The organism is Bacillus sp. AFS041924 (assembly GCF_002577195.1).
Classification (GTDB): Bacteria; Bacillota; Bacilli; order Bacillales; family Bacillaceae_G; genus Gottfriedia.
The window spans coordinates 1-18095 of sequence record NZ_NULG01000146.1; the positions used below are offsets into that span (position 1 = coordinate 1).

General features: G+C 32.4%; 14 protein-coding genes and 1 pseudogene. 14 read left to right on the forward strand and 1 reads right to left on the reverse strand.

Translation table 11 applies throughout. The features are described 5' to 3' along the window. The 9 genes and pseudogenes from COC46_RS22425 to vanY all read left to right on the forward strand — a co-directional run. Positions 1-642, forward strand: a pseudogene (locus tag COC46_RS22425) (S8 family serine peptidase); the annotation flags it as partial. Between the two features lie 688 nt (positions 643-1330). Continuing rightward, positions 1331-2023: a response regulator transcription factor gene (locus tag COC46_RS21515; RefSeq protein WP_098811932.1), complete on the forward strand. Its 693-nt coding sequence runs from the start codon at positions 1331-1333 to the stop codon at positions 2021-2023. A gap of 13 nt (positions 2024-2036) precedes the next feature. Then, complete coding sequence (locus COC46_RS21520; RefSeq protein WP_098811933.1) at positions 2037-3020, forward strand: sensor histidine kinase; 984 nt, start codon at positions 2037-2039, stop codon at positions 3018-3020. 156 nt (positions 3021-3176) lie between these two features. Next, on the forward strand, positions 3177-3932 hold the full coding sequence (locus COC46_RS21525) for an ABC transporter ATP-binding protein (RefSeq protein ID WP_098811934.1): 756 nt from the start codon (positions 3177-3179) through the stop codon (positions 3930-3932). Beyond that, on the forward strand, positions 3922-5874 hold the full coding sequence (locus tag COC46_RS21530) for an FtsX-like permease family protein (protein WP_098811935.1): 1953 nt from the start codon (positions 3922-3924) through the stop codon (positions 5872-5874). Before COC46_RS21525 ends, COC46_RS21530 begins: the two co-directional genes overlap by 11 nt. A gap of 247 nt (positions 5875-6121) precedes the next feature. Further along, positions 6122-7180: a D-alanine--D-serine ligase VanG gene (gene vanG / locus COC46_RS21535; RefSeq protein WP_098811936.1), complete on the forward strand. Its 1059-nt coding sequence runs from the start codon at positions 6122-6124 to the stop codon at positions 7178-7180. Continuing rightward, the gene (locus COC46_RS21540) at positions 7180-8028 is read left to right on the forward strand and encodes a D-alanyl-D-alanine carboxypeptidase family protein (protein ID WP_098811937.1); all 849 of its coding nucleotides are present in this window, start codon (positions 7180-7182) and stop codon (positions 8026-8028) included. Before vanG ends, COC46_RS21540 begins: the two co-directional genes overlap by 1 nt. Further along, the gene (vanT, locus tag COC46_RS21545; RefSeq protein ID WP_098811938.1) at positions 8018-9145 is read left to right on the forward strand and encodes a serine racemase VanT catalytic subunit; all 1128 of its coding nucleotides are present in this window, start codon (positions 8018-8020) and stop codon (positions 9143-9145) included. The genes COC46_RS21540 and vanT overlap by 11 nt, the downstream gene beginning before the upstream one ends. Positions 9146-9680: 535 nt before the next feature. Next, positions 9681-10562: a VanY-A/VanY-F/VanY-M family D-Ala-D-Ala carboxypeptidase gene (gene vanY, locus COC46_RS21550; RefSeq protein ID WP_098811939.1), complete on the forward strand. Its 882-nt coding sequence runs from the start codon at positions 9681-9683 to the stop codon at positions 10560-10562. A gap of 701 nt (positions 10563-11263) precedes the next feature. Here vanY and COC46_RS21555 read toward each other — a convergent pair. Next, on the reverse strand, positions 11264-12445 hold the full coding sequence (locus tag COC46_RS21555) for an MFS transporter (RefSeq protein WP_098811940.1): 1182 nt from the start codon (positions 12443-12445) through the stop codon (positions 11264-11266). Positions 12446-12706: 261 nt separating this feature from the next. Between COC46_RS21555 and COC46_RS21560 the strand changes: the two genes are divergently transcribed. From COC46_RS21560 to COC46_RS21580, 5 genes are all read left to right on the forward strand, one after another. Beyond that, positions 12707-13279: a TetR/AcrR family transcriptional regulator gene (locus COC46_RS21560; protein ID WP_098811941.1), complete on the forward strand. Its 573-nt coding sequence runs from the start codon at positions 12707-12709 to the stop codon at positions 13277-13279. Positions 13280-13514: 235 nt separating this feature from the next. Continuing rightward, positions 13515-14981 carry a flavin monoamine oxidase family protein gene (locus tag COC46_RS21565; protein ID WP_483295519.1) on the forward strand — a complete coding sequence of 489 codons (1467 nt, stop codon included), beginning with the start codon at positions 13515-13517 and terminating at the stop codon, positions 14979-14981. Positions 14982-15169: 188 nt separating this feature from the next. Next, positions 15170-16435 carry an epoxide hydrolase family protein gene (locus COC46_RS21570; protein ID WP_255294998.1) on the forward strand — a complete coding sequence of 422 codons (1266 nt, stop codon included), beginning with the start codon at positions 15170-15172 and terminating at the stop codon, positions 16433-16435. Positions 16436-16502: 67 nt separating this feature from the next. Then, positions 16503-16790, forward strand: a complete 288-nt coding sequence (locus tag COC46_RS23200; protein WP_098811943.1) for a DinB family protein — start codon at positions 16503-16505, stop codon at positions 16788-16790. Positions 16791-17442: 652 nt separating this feature from the next. Further along, on the forward strand, positions 17443-17997 hold the full coding sequence (locus tag COC46_RS21580) for a VanZ family protein (RefSeq protein ID WP_098811944.1): 555 nt from the start codon (positions 17443-17445) through the stop codon (positions 17995-17997). Positions 17998-18095 lie beyond the last annotated feature (98 nt).

An 18095-nucleotide genomic window follows, 5' to 3' on the forward strand; every position in this document is an offset into this window, starting at 1 on the left:
GTTCCAGATGGTACTTATAATTATGTAATCAAATCAACTTTAGATTATAAAAAAGCGAAACCACAATATGTAAAACTGCCTGTAAAGGTTGATTCAAAGGCCGTAAAAGTTTCAAATATTCAAGTTCAACCAAATAATGGAAAATATGAAATATCATTCAATGCTACTGATAGTACCGGTGGTAGCGGATACAACGGCGCCATTGTTTTTGTAAATGGCGAGTATTATGAAACGAACGAAGGAGAAACATCGGTTATTGTTCCAACTGAACCAAAAGGAATTGTAGTAATGGCTTTTGATTATGCATACAATCAAAGCTATACTGTTTGGGGTGACGAATCATATATTGATTCCAACATGGTTCTTAGTTGGTTTTACGTTTCTGGAACAAATGTAAACGAAAATAATCCTGTTCAAATAACTGGATATGCAAACAATCGTGTAGATTGGAAAATTTATGTTAAAGATAAAAATGGCAACATAATTGACACAAAAGAAGTATTAAATGAGCATACTTTACGTATGAAATGGACACCGGAATCAGATGTCCCAGATGGTACGTATTATATTTCTGCAGGTGTAAATACGAAGGATGGATTTAAAGTAACAACAGAATCAGAACAAGTTACAGTTAAACGATAAATTTTTTGTACGAGCCAGCTTTAAATAAGCTAGGCTTGTATTTTTTGTATTAAGTTTTTTATGAGAAATAAAGAAATATATTCATATACAACAAGTTTTTATGGCACCCTTTATAACAATTTTAAATTTTGAAAAATAAATTATGAAATTTGATTTGAATGGATAATGTAAAAAGCAGAAACAATTTAAAATTAAATAACTGGGAAAATAATGTGTATTTGAAGTTCAAAAGGAAGCTGTTTAATTTTCTCTATGGAATGAAGTTTTTGTCGAATGTCCTTTTCATAGAATTTTAAAGTATATAAGATTTAGTTAGGCTATGATTTTTTAAGAGAGTTCTGTATAAATATTTTTGACTGAACGTTCTTGAATGTGATAAATTTATTTAGATTAATATAATTTTAGTAATGAAAATAATTAAGTATGCTGACTAAAGAACAGTATATTTTAGCTCAGAATAGTATAGATGAAGTGCCCTTTGATTATGAATACAGAAATAATAAAAAGAATACAACTATACTGAAAAACTAATATAGACGTTTTAATTTTAAATAAACATGAGATTATATTAATAATGTTTGAATTTATTAAAAGTGAAAATTTGAAAGATATTGATTATAAATAAATAGGATTACTGAGTATCAGGCTTTTTACTACTATGGATCAAACTTTGGAGGCATTGTAATAGATGGAATATATAATTTATATTATTGAAGATGATATTTCAATTAGTCGTTTACTTAAAGAACACATTGATAAATATGGACTTTCAGCTAGAATTGTGGAAAACTTTGATAACATAATAGAAGAATTTCTTCTCATCAAGCCTCATCTAGTCCTACTTGATGTAAATTTACCTAAGTTTGATGGATTTTATTGGTGCAGGAGGATAAGGGAAAATTCTAAGGTTCCTATACTTTTTATATCTGCAAGAGAGAGCGGATTGGATCAAGTTAGAGCTCTCGAGAACGGTGCAGATGACTATATTACAAAACCATTCTCATATGAGGTAGTGATGGCCAAAATAAATAGCCATATAAGACGGGCTATCGGAGATTATGCCACTACTATTGGTGAGCGGATCATAGAAATGGATGGGTTAAAATTTTACGCAGAAAGACTAGAAGTTACGTTTCAAGGTAAGACAATCCTACTGACGAAAAAAGAAGCAATTTTGCTAGAAAGTCTGATTCAGACATACCCTAAAGTGGTTAACCGAGACTATCTCTTGGAACAAATGTGGGATCACTCCGATTTTGTTGAAGAAAACACTCTAAACGTAAATGTTACAAGGTTAAGAAAAAAACTACAAGACCTTGGTATTGCGAATGGAATCCAAACGATAAGAGGTTTGGGCTACAAACTAAACAAGAGTTGGTAGGAGGTTAAGGGTAATGAATTTATTTTTAAAAGAGCAGCAACAGTATATTGTTGTTTATTATATTTCCGTGATTATAACTACTTTTTATTGTGTTCTTGCTGGGAATTTTACACTTTTTGATGTTATATATGTAATTATTTTCAATACTTTTATTCTGATTGTTTTTTTAGGTTGGCAATATATTAAGACAAAGAACATCTATGTTTTATTTAAAAGTAACTTCAATTCAATCGAAGAAACTTCCTTGGAACAAGGTGATTCCTTTTGGGGCATCCATATAACTGCCCTATTAAGAAAGCAATACCAATTATTCGAAAAAAGTTTGGACCAACTCAACAAAAAACATCAAGAACATATAACCTTTATCAATCAATGGGTCCATCAAATGAAAACGCCGCTTTCAGTCATCCGGCTTCAACTTGAAGCACACGCTGGCGAACCTTATGCACACGATATTAGCGAAGAGGCCTTTAAACTGGAAAAGGGTCTAAATATGGCCTTATATTATGCCCGTATTGATGCATTTCAAAGTGACTTTGTTATTGAAAGGACACATTTGAAGTCTTTAATATTGGATAGTATCAACCAAGAAAAAAAGCTGTTCATTAAAAATAATATAAAGCCTAAAGTAAATATAGACGACATGATTGAGGTTTATACCGATGTAAAATGGATAAAATTTGTCATTGAGCAATTGATTACAAATGGCATCAAATATTCTAAAGGAAAAGGTAAATACTTGACTGTATCCGGCTATAGAAAAGAAAAGTTTACTATATTGGAAGTCATGGATGAGGGAATTGGCATACACCCAAAAGATATTAGGAGAGTCTTTAATCCGTTCTTCACCGGTGAAAATGGAAGAATTTTGGGAGAATCGACTGGAATGGGTCTATATCTTGCAAAAAAGATATGTGAAAACTTAAATCATAATATTTATATTGAATCTGAAGTGAACCGTGGAACAAAAGTAAGTATTTTGTTTGATAATATTTAAGCAAATTATAACGAATAATAAAAAAACATGCTCTACTCCTAAGCATGTTTTTTTATTTACTCTATACCCTTACAACATTGTAAGAATTGAGTAATAAAGATGAATCGCTTCCAAAGAAACAATAGATATATAGTTAGATTAGAAGGAGTTGTAAAAATGGAAATGCTTAATGTTAGCCATTTGAGTAAAAACTACGGAAAAGAAGTGATATCTCATGCTTTAAATCATATAAGTTTTTCAGTTGAAATCGGAGAATTTGTCGGAGTAATGGGACCATCAGGCAGCGGAAAGACCACATTATTAAATATGATTTCTACTGTTGATCAACCCACAACTGGTGAAATTCAAATAAAAGGCATCAACCCGCAACAGTTGAAAAGTGATGAGTTAGCTCTATTTAGACGTAGAGAGCTTGGCTTTGTCTTTCAAGATTTTAATTTACTCGATACGTTAACGATTGCAGAGAATGTGGTCTTACCACTTACCTTAGATAAAATCTCCGTTTCAGAACAAAAAAATAAATTGCAAAGTATCGCTAAAATATTACATTTAGAACACCTACTGGACAAAAGAACATATGAAGTTTCAGGTGGCGAAGCACAAAGGACAGCTATTGCTAGAGCAATTATACATAATCCTACACTTCTTTTGGCAGATGAACCTACTGGAAATTTAGATTCCAAATCAGCTAAAACTGTAATGGAACTGTTTGAGAAAATTAATAAAGAACAAAAGCTGACAACTATTATGGTGACTCATGACCCTGTGGCAGCTAGTTATTGCGAGAGGATTATATTCATTAAAGATGGAACCATCTATAATGAAATTCATAGTGGAGGGAGTAGGTTGCAATTCTATCAACAAATAATTGATGTCCTTTCACTTTTAGGTGGAGATTCTAATGGATTTTAAGCAGTTTGTGATTAGAAATGTCCTTCGCAATGGAAAGGTTTATTTTGCCTATTTTTTAAGTACATTCATTTCCGCAACTTTATTTTTCTCATTGACTATGTTTATACTACACCCCGATAAAGGTACATTCAAATCCTATATTAAGCAATCCCTTTTCGGTGCAGAAATTATAGCCTATTTATTTTTGTTTTTCTATGTATTTTATTCTAGTGGTGTGTTATTAAAAAAACGGAATAAAGAATTTGGTATTCTATATACGATAGGCATATCAAGAAAACAGCTTTTGAAGATGATCTATATTGAAAACATGATTATTAGTTTTACAGCAACAATTAGTGGCATCATTACCGGATTAGTGTTCTCAAAACTTTTTTTGGAAATCATTGAAAAACTTCTAAGACTTCATTCTTTACCGTTTTACTTTCCGATAAAAGCAATTCTTATTTCGCTTATTTGTTTCTTAATTCTTGGTATGTTCGTCTCATTAATTACATCTTTGTTCGTCAAGGAAAAAGAACTTTTACATTTATTAAAAGCAACAAAGTCAACTAATTCTGCTCCTGAATTTTCTAAGTTAATTGCACTCTTCAGCGTTATTTTACTATTGGCTGGATATGGATTGTCATATTTTGTAAATCAAATTTATGCAGTTTTCACTTCAGGTAATTTAATAGGCAACAGTTGGATCTATTGGATTATTTCAAAAGGTGGTATTTTTGCAGGCTTTGTTCTAGAGAAATTAATATTAATAATTATCGGAATAGTCGTAGTTGCAACTTATCTAATATTTTCGCAGTTTATTGTCTTTGTGATTGATTTATTAAAAAAGAAAAAATTCTTTTATTTCAGAAACGTTAATCTAATTTGGATATCTAATTTATTTTATCGTATACGCGATAATGCTAGAATGTATTTCATCATAACAATCACTTCTACGGCATCATTGATATTAAGTGGAGCTTCATTGACTTTTTGGTCAAATACCTTAAGTGATATAGAAAAGAGGTATCCACTGACTTTTTCGTATGAAAGTTATAATAAAAACGAACCATTCACAGCAAAAGAAGTTCGATTTATTGAAGATCAATTAAAGAACAATAATTACTCGTATGTAAAATTAGTTGTAGATAATAAATACCTCATTCAAGAGAACGGCCCTGAAATAGTTGTAATGAAAACAAGTGTTTATAATCAATTTGCTGAACAATTAAACTTAAAACCATTAAACTTAAAGAAAAATGAAGTCATTGAGGTCGTTAATCCAAAAAATCCAACCGAAAATATTTTAAAATCTGTTGGAGGGGAAAAGGTTCATATTAAAGAAAGTATTGAACAATCATTACCAAAACAAGACAATTCATTTTATGTGATTCGTGATGATCTATTTAATCGCATTGATAACAAATATTTAGTACCTTCCAAATACGCACAGTATTTTTTTAATGTTAAAGATTGGACAGGTACTTATTCGATTTATGATGAGTTTGAGAGGAATTTTGGAAATAATACAAATTCGTTATTTTTGTCTAAATCCCATATCTATGAGACTGAAAAAAGAGCGTATGGTACGATTATGTTTTTATCGATTTTCTTAAGCATCATTTTCTTTGTAGCGACAGGAAGCTTTATCTATAATAAATATTATATGGATGAGGAAAGTGATAGACAGAAATATAAACAGTTGCATAAGATAGGGGTAACGTTTAAGGAAATGAAAAAAATTGTTTCAATCGAAATTGGAATTATGTTCTTATTACCGTATATCGTTGCAACAATTCATTCTACAGTTGCTTTTGGAGCTTTGCAAAGGATATTTAAACTAGATGTAGGCACTGCCTCAATTACGGTTTTGAGTATCTTCTTGATTCTTCAGATTGGCTATTTCTTAATTATTCGTAAAAGTTATTTGAATGGAATAAAAAAACATCTTACCTTCAGCTAAATACAAGATTTTACTCGGCATCCAATTGGAAAGATTGGATGCTGTTTTTTATGGTTTAATTTATTCTATTTTTAATTTTCTTCGTAAGTCTTCCATTTCATAAGAATACTAGCATGAAACCAACATGATAAACCTTACAATTCTGTAATGAAATAGAAAGAATAATCGATTCGTAAACAATTGCATCAGTGATATAAATAAGTTGTCTAGAAGATAGAAATGAAATTATTAAAAGGAGTGCAAGAATATGAAAAAGCTTACTGTAGGAGTATTATTTGGGGGAGTTTCTAACGAATACGAAGTTTCACTTTCATCCGCCTCTTCTGTTATTCAACATATTAATAGAGAACAATATAATGTGGTAATGATTGGAATTACAAAAGATGGACGCTGGTTTCGATACTATGGAGACATAGTCTCTATCAAAGAGGATTGTTGGAGTGAACATCCAAGCTGTATTCCTGTTCAATTATCTCCTGATCGTTCAATGAAGGGGTTGATTGAGCTTGTCAATACAGAATTCCGCTTTACCCCACTTGATGTTATTTTTCCAGTATTGCACGGAATAAACGGCGAGGATGGCACCGTACAGGGGCTACTGCAACTTGCGAACATTCCCTTCGTAGGGTGCGACCTATTATCATCAGCACTGTGTATGGACAAACCCCTGTCTAAAATTGTGACTAAAGAGGCAGGAATTCCTGTTCCTTCATTTATTATAGCTACAAAGGGAGAATTGGAAGTAGATCTTATTATGAAGTCAGAAAGATTGGGATATCCTCTTTACGTTAAGCCGGGTCGATCGGGATCGTCAATCGGAATTTCAAAAGCTTATAATCGAGATGAATTGATAGAAGGTTTAAAGGAAGCGTGGGAACATGATAACAAAATAATTGTTGAGAGTCATGTTGATGGAATTGAATTAGGATGTGCTGTTTTGGGAAATCGTGAGCTTATTATAGGTTCTATAGACGAAATTTCCTTATCAGGCGAATTTTTTGACAATATAGAAAAGTATACTCTTAGCAGCTCAACTATTCATATGCCCGCTCGAATCACCACCGAGAAAGAAATAGAAGCAAAAGATGTCGCACTTCGTATTTATCGCCTATTTGGGTGCAGTGGGCTTGCAAGGATCGATTTATTTCTGACACCTGATGGAACACTTTTATTTAATGAAGTAAATACCCTTCCAGGATTTACAGCGACAAGCCGTTATCCGAACATGATGCGTGGTGCAGGAATCGAGTTTACCGACCTTCTCGATCGCCTGATACAAACTGCTTTGGAGAGAGAAGGGATTTAATGGCGAAAACTATAAGTATATGGAGTTCTGCTCCCAAATTAAAAGAAACTGACCGCATTTTATTACAAAAGAATCAAATACATGAAGGAGCACTGATTTTGGTAAACAGAAATCATCCGGTTAAGATGTCTACTCCGGACTTAATCCATTTACCAACAGGTATGCTTCAAGTCTTTTCACCTGAAGAACCTTTAATTCAATTAGAGCGAGCATGTACGTTTCAGCTCTCTACATTAATTGATTTTTGCGGAGGAAGTAAAGAAATCGCAATTGTTAGTGGTTACCGATCAAGGGAATCACAGGATCTTCTCTATATTAATTCAATAAGAGATAACGGAGTGGATTTCACTGCCAAATACGTTGCCTTACCAGGTGCGAGTGAACACCAAACTGGATTGGCCGTCGATGTTGGTCTTTTTCAAGAGGAAACGGATTACATTTGTCCAGCTTTCCCGGATGAGGGAATAAGTAGAAGATTTCAAAAAGCAGCCTCCGAATTTGGTTTTATCTGCAGGTATAAAGAGGATAAAAGTAATATTACGGGAATTGCTAATGAGCCATGGCATTACCGTTATGTAGGACATCCACATTCAGTTATTATCGATCAGAAAAATTTATGTTTGGAAGAATATATCGATTATTTAAAACAATTTCAATTTGGGAAAAAACATCTAAATATAGAGTTCGGTGAACATATATATGAAATTTATTTTACCTTTGCGAAGAAAAATATTACCCAAATAACAGTGCCGGTAAATAACTGCCACTGGACCATCTCTGGTAATAACGTAGATGGTTTTATCGTTACAACTCAATTTTTGAAAGGAAGTGTCGGGAATGACATGTGAAGACTATCGAGCATGGGTTGAAGTTGATCTTACTCGCCTCGACCATAATGTTATGGCCTTAATGGATCTCCTACCTCCAGAAACAGAGTTTATGGCAGTTATAAAAGCAAATGCTTATGGTCATGGGAGTGTCGAAGTAGCAAAACGGTTAGTGCAGTCCGGTGTTCATCAATTTGCCGTAGCAGAAATTGATGAAGCAATTAAACTGAGAAGAAATGGGATAGAAGGAGAAATTCTAATCCTTGGTTACACGCCGACACACCGTTTGGACGATCTTTTAGTTAACGACCTTACTCAAACAGTTGTTAATGCAGAAGACGGTGAGCGTCTTGGGAAATTTGGAAAAAACTTAAAAGTTCACGTAAAAATCGATACAGGGCTAAACCGCTTAGGTGAACATTACGAAAATACAGACAAAATATTATCGATGTACAGACATAAGAATTTGCAAATTGAAGGAACATTTAGTCACTTAGCCGCAGCCGATAGTCTTCAGGATCGGGATGATTCTTTCACTCGAGCCCAATATAATCGCCTTCAAAAAATAGCTGAATTCGTACTAGAAAACGGCTATAAACCAGGAAAGTTTCATATTCTTAATAGTTATGGCATACTCAATTATCCAGACATGCATCTGGAAATGGTTAGATCGGGAATTGCTTTATACGGTGTTCTCTCTAGTACGAACACTTCTGTGAGGTCTAAAATAATTCTATTGCCCGTTTTATCACTCAAAGCAAGAGTTTCACGGGTCAACAGGGTAAAAGCCGGGAATTCAGTAGGTTATGGACTAAGTTTTACTGCAACCCGTGACAGTGTGGTTGCGACAGTTACTATTGGATATGCAGATGGTATTCCTAGACAGTTATCCGAACTGGGAGGAGAGGTATTAATATGTGGCCAACGAGCTCCAATTATTGGGAACATCTCCATGGATCAACTTTCTGTAGATGTAACTGAAATTAATAACATTCGACAAGGTGACATAGTTACATTAATCGGACAAGACGGCTCCGAGACTATTAATAGTGAAGATATCGCCACTTTGACGGGCACAATCACAAATGAGTTACTGAGCACGATTGGAGATAGAGTAAAAAGAAAAATTATTAAATAAAATAAATGGTTACAATAGCTGGGTTCCAACATAAATAAACAAATATGCTTTAGTAAAATTAGCAAGTTGAAACATCAAAAGTTAAAAAATGAAAGTCAATTAGTAATAAAGGGGAAAAAATGAATTCAATACTGAAGCTTATTGCAATATTTTTCTTAGGAGGTATTACATTATTAATTATTGCAGAGCCATTATTTTATTTGTTGATGTGGTCTGCCACTTTAATATTTGAATAATAAAAAGTCTATAAAATATTGAAAAACGAATACATCTTCAAAAAAATGCCAAGAATTTTTTCTTGGTATTTTTTTTTGACAATTTTCATTTACTTAGACTTTTAAATGTTCAATAGTGTTTATTTTTACTTAATAACATTACAACAATGTAAGAATCGAGTAAGTAAAATGAATCCCTATAAGTAATGTGACAAAGTATTATTTAGTTATTGGAAGATCCAAATACATTAGTTAATTTATATTAGTGCTACAAGAATCGAAAAAGATGAAATTAATATAAAATGGAGGAAACTTAAAAAATGAAGAAGAGGAGATTTATTTTTTTATTATCATTGTGCATATGTGTTATTTTCATAAATTTTGAAGCGTTATTAGGATCAAAAGTAGTAAATAAAATACAAAAAGAAAATAAAGTAGATTACAAAGTAGAAGAAGAAAATATTTCTGAAAATATCCCCAAAATAGTGATCGAAGAAGAACAAATTTTTCATGGAAATCTACTTTTGGTTAATAGTGAAATTCCAGTTCAACAAGAAAGTATAAAATCGGATATAGTAAATCTATCTGCGCATAATGAATTGACAATAGGATTCAAACTGTTAGATAATGAAATTTATTTGTCAGAAGAAATAGCGCATAGATTTTCAGAGATGATTGCTGGTGCAGAACAAGATGGTGTCACTAATTTCTCCATAAATAGTGGTTATCGAGACTTTGAAAAGCAAAGTAGAATTTATCAAGAAATGGGTTCTGCTTATGCCTTACCGGCTGGCCATAGCGAGCACAATTTGGGCTTATCTATAGATGTAGGATCAACTCAAATGAAGATGGCGGATGCGCCTGAAGGAAAGTGGATAGAAAATAACGCCTGGAAATATGGGTTCATTTTACGCTATCCAAGAGATAAAATGGATGTAACAGGAATTCAATTTGAACCTTGGCATATCCGCTATGTTGGATTACCTCATAGTGCGATAATGAAGGAAAATAATTTTGCTTTAGAAGAGTATCTAGATTTCCTAAAAGCAGAAAAACAAATTAATACTAGTAATAAAGGGAAAAATTACACAGTTACTTATTACCCTATTTCTAAAAGTAGAGAGATTAATTTAAATGATCAAAGTAATTATGAAATTTCAGGTAACAATATGGATGGTGTAATTGTGACCGTTTATGAATGAAAAGATTTAAGCAAAATTTCACACTAACAAGCAGAGCCATTTGGCTCTGCTTGTTAGTGTGTAGACAAAGTCCTAAAAATTTGATTCTCAGACTGGTTGCGAGCGCTTGTCTTTCGAGGCGCGAAGCCTGATGAGGAGCGGAGTTACCTTAAACGGTAATGAGCACCGCAGAAAGCGAGCGTTTGTCAACAGTCTGAGCAGAGCCATTTGGCTCTGCTTTTCCTATTTTATTTGCTATATTAAATACATAAATTAAATTAAACTATACGTAATATCATTAGCTGAAATATTTTTTACTTATTGAATTATAAAGAATATATTGCATAAAAAATTAATTATATTTCATTAGGTAAATCTTTGTTTTTTACTAATCAAAACGACTGGAAATCTTCTAAAAGGTTAATTCTTTGTATCATGATGGAAGAGTAGTTTAAAGGTTTATTAAATAGTTTGGTAAAGGAATCCTATTTATTTTTCGTTTTAAGTGTCAAAACCGATATGTAGGTAATTCAGGTGACTTTCTAGGATATGTTTTATTAGTGGTTTCTTCCAAAGTATTTTTCGTTTTTTACTTCTAAATTGTCATAAAAATATTAAAGGACTGATTATTCAGCCCTTAAATATTTTAGTCCACTCAAGAACTAGTTTTACTGTAACTAGTGAAAATTTAGACTATTTTTCATATATAAATTCGTATAAAACTACTGTTGGGTTGTAACTTTTTCATAATATTTCTTAAACTTAATTGAATAAATTAACACATAGATAATAAGCACAGCAGCAATTGAATTTAAAATTATTAGCGAGAAGTTCAAACTAAAAAATTTTGTTAGTATTCCAACCCCAATTGGAGGAATGATAAAACCAGAGTATGCACATAAATAGAATGCCGAAATGACTCGAGGGCGTTCTTCAGGTTTAGGTAATTGTCCAGCAAATCTTAATGCAGCTTGAAAAGACCAGCCTGCACCAATACCCTGTACGAGCATACCAAACCAGAGTAGTAATAAGTTCCCTGACTGACCAGAAGAAATAATAATCCACGGTCCAATGGCTAATAGTATGACTCCTATCCTCATACGTTTAATTGGATCTTGAATCCAAGGAAATAACTGTATTAATGAACCAACACCTAAAAGTAAAAACATTAATAACCCAGGAATTGCGAGATTATCAGTATGCATAACAATTTTGACGAAAGATGGAATTAGAGATAATACAATTCCCCCTAACATGAAAAAAGTAAACGCAGGAAGACCAATAATGGAAAAAAAATGTGATCGAATATTCTTAGGTACACCTAGTGAAATTTTTGTACTAGCTGTATTTTGTGATTGGGTATGTTCATTCTCCGGTAACAATTTTAACAAAATCAAAGAAATAAATAGCATTAGTAGTAATCCCCAAAACGGTAACTGAAGAGGGTGAAATTGAATATATTGAACAATCAATCCCGAAATTGCTGGACCTAAACCAAAACCAATATTTACGATTATTCCTGAAAATTTTAAAGCATTACTTACTTTGTCTTGAGAAGTTTGCTTTAATAAAAAAGCGCTAGCTGTACCAGTAAAAGCACCATAGGCTAGACCTTCTAATAGCCTTGCTGTGTATAACATCCAAATGTTTTGACTAAAAATAAAAAGTAGTGTTGAAGCTATAGAGATCCATATGCTGATTCGGATTACTCTTTTTAATCCCCAAGTACTTCCTTTTGCTCCTACTATTAGTAAAGTAGGTAACAATATAATCGCATAAACTGCAAATAATAAACTAATTTCCAAACTGCTTAGTTGATAATACTTCCCATATAAAGGGAATAATGATGAAATAAATGTTGCCCCACAGGACATTAGTAACACTATCCAAAGCATTTTTTTCATAATATTTCTCCTTTTTTATTAACTGAATCGATCATTTATTTTTTGATTATTCTTCCAAAGAAATTCTTTTTTTAATACACTTGCTTACTTTAAATTGATATATAGGTTATCACCTCTACAACTGTTGTAATATAATTGACATCTGTGGAACCTTTCATTAAAATGAGAGAGACAGGTCTGTACCGCTCATAACCACATGATACAGACAGTTCTGTCTCATGTCAACGAAGATTTTTTATTACATAGAAAGAGGTCGCTATAATGACAAAAGAAACTGCAAAGGATCGTATTTTACGAGTAGCTTCTGAATTATTTTATTCTGAAGGAATTCGTGCTGTAGGAATAGATCGTATAATTGCCGAATCAGGAGTTGCAAAATCAAGTTTTTACAGAAATTTCGCGACGAAGGATGATCTAGTAATTGCTTTTTTAGAACTTCGTCATAGTCGAAATCTATCTAGAATCGATGAAATAAAAGGTTTGTACCCAAATGAACCAATTAAACAATTGTATGAATTAATTAAAAGACTTTCAGAAGTCATACTTAAACAAGATTTTCGTGGATGTGCATATACTAATACATTGCTTGAGTTCCCTGATGATATACACCTTAATCATCAAGCGGCATTGAAATGTCGTAAACATCATGAAGGATTAATTGCACAAATAGCAAGAGAGTCAGGAGTGAAAAATCCTGAAACTTTGGCTTCACAAATAGAAATGTTGTATAGCGGGGCTTACGTAGAAAGCCGTATTCATAAACCAGAAGTAGGTAGTGAAAACTTTTTAAATGCGGCAAAAACTCTGATTAAAGCTCGTCTCTCGAATAGTTGAATTTTGAGTACTCTCTAATTTTAAGTAATTGTATTTATGTAATAGCAATTAATGAAAAAGCATCCATAAAATATGGGTGCTTTTTAGGTGATAATATGAAAATGTAGATCTAAAATGATTACTCGAAAATTGTTAAAAGTAATACATCTAGAATACTCATTCCATTTGTATGAAATAATTCTAAATTAGCTTGATCAAGAATAAAATTTCTACGTACAAAATCATGGAAAGAGTGATGAAAATGATCTCAACCAATAATCTAACGAAAGAACAAATGATATTATTAATACGTAATGGATTGCCTAAATCAACAAATCCAAAACGAATAACGATCGTAGGTGCAGGATTGGCTGGGTTAGTGGCTGCTTCATTACTAATGGATTCAGGACATCAAGTCATCATATTAGAAGCAACTAATCGTGTAGGTGGTAGAGTATATACTGAACGAAAAACATTCACAAATGATCAATACATGGATTTTGGAGCAATGCGTATACCAGAAACACATAAACTTGTAATGGAATATATTAACAAATTTAGTTTGCCGATAAATAAATTTATTAATACTACATCAAATGATTTATTTTATGTAAATGGAGTTAAAACATCTAAAATAAAATATGACCAAAATCCGGAAATATTAAATTTTCCAGTAACAGCATCTGAAAGTGGGCTTAACTCAGATCAATTATTAAATTTAGTTATTAACCCAATAATTGAATATATAAATCAAAACCCTGAAGAAAATTGGGAAAATATAGTGAATAAATTTGATCAGTATTCTATGGACCAGTTTTTAAAATATAATCCAATCGGTGTTTCATTGTCACAAGGGGCTGTGGAAGCTATAAAAACTAATGTAGGAACAAGAGGTTTTCCAGAATTGGCATTTACAGCGGTGTTTAGAGAGTTTATGATTTTTTTTACTAATCCTACCTTTTATGAAATTACAGGTGGAAATGATCAGTTACCAAAGTCGTTTCTATCACAATTGAAGAATAATATTTTTTATGGGCAAAAGATGACAAAATTAGTTCAAGATAACGAAAAGGTAGTAATTCATTCATTAAATATTAAAAGTAATGAATCATTTCAAACTTCATCTGATCTAGCAATTATAACTGTCCCATTCTCGGTTTTAAATTTTGTTGATGTTATCCCTTATCATTCATTTTCATATAACAAATGGAGAGCTATTCGAACAATTCACTATATGGCAGCAACTAAGATTGGTTTACAATTTAAAACAAGATTTTGGGAAAAGGAAGGCATATATGGTGGGATGTCAATTACGGACCTACCAATTAGATTCTCATATTATCCTAGCAGTGGGTTGGGTACTGATGGACCAGGAACCTTAGTTGCTAGTTATACTTGGGAAGATGATGCGTTATATTGGGACAGTCTATCTGAAAATGAACAATTTCAGCAAGCACTAAAAGATCTTACATATTTATTTGGTAATCAAGTATATTCAGAATTTGTTTCCGGGTTTACTTATAGTTGGACACTTGACCCTAATGCTGCAGGGGCTGTATCCATGCTAAAACCAGATCAATTGAAGGAGCTTGGTCCTTATCTTGCAACACCGGAAGGTAGAGTACATTTTTCTGGAGAGCATACATCATCAGTGCCTGGTTGGATGGAAGGGGCAATTGAATCTGGTATACGAGTAGCCTCAGAAGTTAATGATTTATTGTAATTTATATTTTTAATTCAAAAGAGTAATTTGCAATTTGTTTTTTATGTGAATTGTATAAAAATTGCACTTCAGATGGAATCTAAATGAAGTATATTTAATTAGTACATCGACTGGAGTGTTGACCATTGAGTAGTAGATATATGTATTATTTGATAATGATATTAATAATATCTATGGGAACGCTGAACATGTCCAAAAATGTAAATGCAACTACGATTTTCGAAAATTCACCAAATATCGAAATCATTACAAAGTCATATACCAAGAGTGACATTCGACCATTTCGAGTGAATATTCCTGAAAGAAATCTTTTAGATCTACGTCATCGAATAAATACTACAAAGTGGCCAGATAAAGAAACAGTTTCAGATACATCACAAGGGATACAACTAGGAACAATGAAAAAACTTGCAAAGTATTGGGCGACTGACTACAATTGGCGAAAAGTAGAGGAAGAACTAAACGCACTGCCTCAATTCATTACTGAAATTGATGGATTGGACATTCATTTTATTCATGTACGTTCACAACATAAAAATGCTATTCCAATAATCATAACACATGGCTGGCCAGGTTCGATACTTGAGCAAATCAAACTAATAGATCCGCTGGTGAATCCAACCGCTCATGGGGGTAGTGCCAATGATGCATTTGACGTTGTGATACCGTCAATTCCTGGTTACGGTTTTTCAGAAAAACCAACTGGCACTGACTGGGGACCAGAGCGGATTGGGAGAGCTTGGGATAAATTAATGAAGCGAATAGGTTACAAACGCTATGTTGCACAAGGTGGGGATTGGGGGGCTATTATCGTTGATCAAATGGGACTTCAAGCTCCGGCAGGATTACTTGCTATTCATACAAACTTGCCTGGTACTGTTCCAGTAGAAGTAGACAGAGCTCTAAAATCTGGCGAATTAGCGCCAATAGGATTATCGGTAGACGAAAAACGTGCATATGATCAACTTGTACGTAACGAAAAAAATTCGACTTACGCCAGATTAATGGGAGCTCGTCCACAAAGTTTATATGGAATTGCTGATTCACCAATTGGACTAGCGGCTTGGCTACTCGATCATAATGATGGAGAAGGACAACCGGCGAAGGCAATTGAAATAGGGTTAAACCGTACTTCAAGTTCTACGGGTGAATTGACTCGAGATGAGATATTAGATAATATTACGCTCTATTGGTTAACAAATACTGGGATTTCAGCCTCACGCCTCTACTGGGAATATAAGGGAGGCTTCTTCACCGCAAAGGGTGTTAAGATTCCGGTTGCAGTAAGTGTTTTTCCTGATGAACTGTATCAAGCACCACTTAGTTGGACTAAGAAAGCTTACACTAATTTAATTTATTATAATAAGCTCAAAAAAGGCGGCCATTTTGCTGCATGGGAACAGCCAGAACTTTTTTCTAAAGAACTACGCTCAGCATTCAAGTCGTTACGGTAATCAACTATGTAATAAGTAGTTTTCATTTTAGAAGAGGTTATCTTTTCTTTTCAGATTTAATAGGTATATGAGAATTCAAATCAATTTTTACGGGATTTTTTCAATTATTAAGAAAAACATACAAAAATTGTTAAATTTATTAAAAAAATGCCCTGAAAACAAAAGAACTGTGGTACCTGAAGGATTTAAAAATAATATTTATTGGCGAATCGGCCATATTCTTTACTCTACAGATTATTTTGTTCTTGGATTATCTGGTTACAAAAAATGTTGCCAGAGAGTTATCAAATATTTTTTTCATAAGGTACAAAACCACTTAAATGAAGTAATGAGCCTCCTAAATGGGATTTACTAATTGAACAATTAAATGTTCAGATTGATTATATTTCTGAAATTTTAAATATTCAACTTGACAAACCTGTAGAAGAGAATTTCTTAAAAGCAAATCCTATTGGTGAATTACTTGTTTATAATATATCGCATGTATCTGAACATATTGATCTAGAGAGAAATAAAAAGTATACAGCAATGTTAAAAGTTTGCTTATTACGCTATTTCTTAAAGTAGCGTGACTTACGTAAATGATTATTGCAAAGTTCAATAGATGCGATATAAAAATTAAAAGATAATCTTAAAAAGTATAATCGGTTATTGATGTTAATAACTGTGATCACAATTCCATATAGTAAAGAACTAGAAAAAAGACAACAGTATCGTTGTCTTTTTTCTTATTTAATTAAATCCATTTCCAGCTAGTTTAGGTTTAGTATCGTAAAATGCCTTTTAAAAAATTGAATAATCTTATATTTGATTATCTAACCTTACAATTATGTAAGAATCTTGTAAGTAAGCTGAATTTCATAATAAGAGGTAAAGAAGTACTATTTAGTTATTGGAGAACCCAATAAAAAGCATTAGTTAAGTTGAATTATTCAAAGCTAGATACTTCAGGTAAAAACAAGAAAATAGATAAATGAATATCAATAAAAAATAGGAGGAGAAATAAAATGTTAATTACAATAAATTCTTGGTATATTTTGCTTCCAGTCTTCTGTATTTTTTTACTATCGCTTTTCAGTGTAAGAAGAAAAAAGATCTTTACAACAGGACAATATTTTGTATTAATAACATTTTCTATCTATCTGTTGGCAGTGCTTAAATTAACATTCTTCCCAATAGAAATATATACAGGAGGAAATCAATCGGCACAGCCGATATGGAAAGTGATTATACAAGAAATTCAATTTATTCCACTCTTAACAATAGATATTCCAACTTTTATATTAAACGTAATTATGTTAATACCTTTTGGAGTATATTTACCGTTATTAAACAGGGAGTTGGATTCATCAAAAAAAGCAGCAAAGTACGGTTTCCTTCTAAGCTTATCAATTGAAGTATTGCAGCTAATAATCGAAGTCACATTGGGAAGTGGCAGAATAACAGATATTAACGACATTATTGCCAATACAATTGGTGCTACAGTTGGATTTTTAATCTTAAAGAACTTGGGAAAAATTAAAATATTCAAAGTTATGCTTTCTAAGCTTTCATTAGTATAATATGAATAAATCCCCTATCTAGGGGATTTATTCATGCTGTTGAAAAAAGAACTTGGCAATTATTACAGGAAATTATCACTGATAAGTAAGTTATGCGA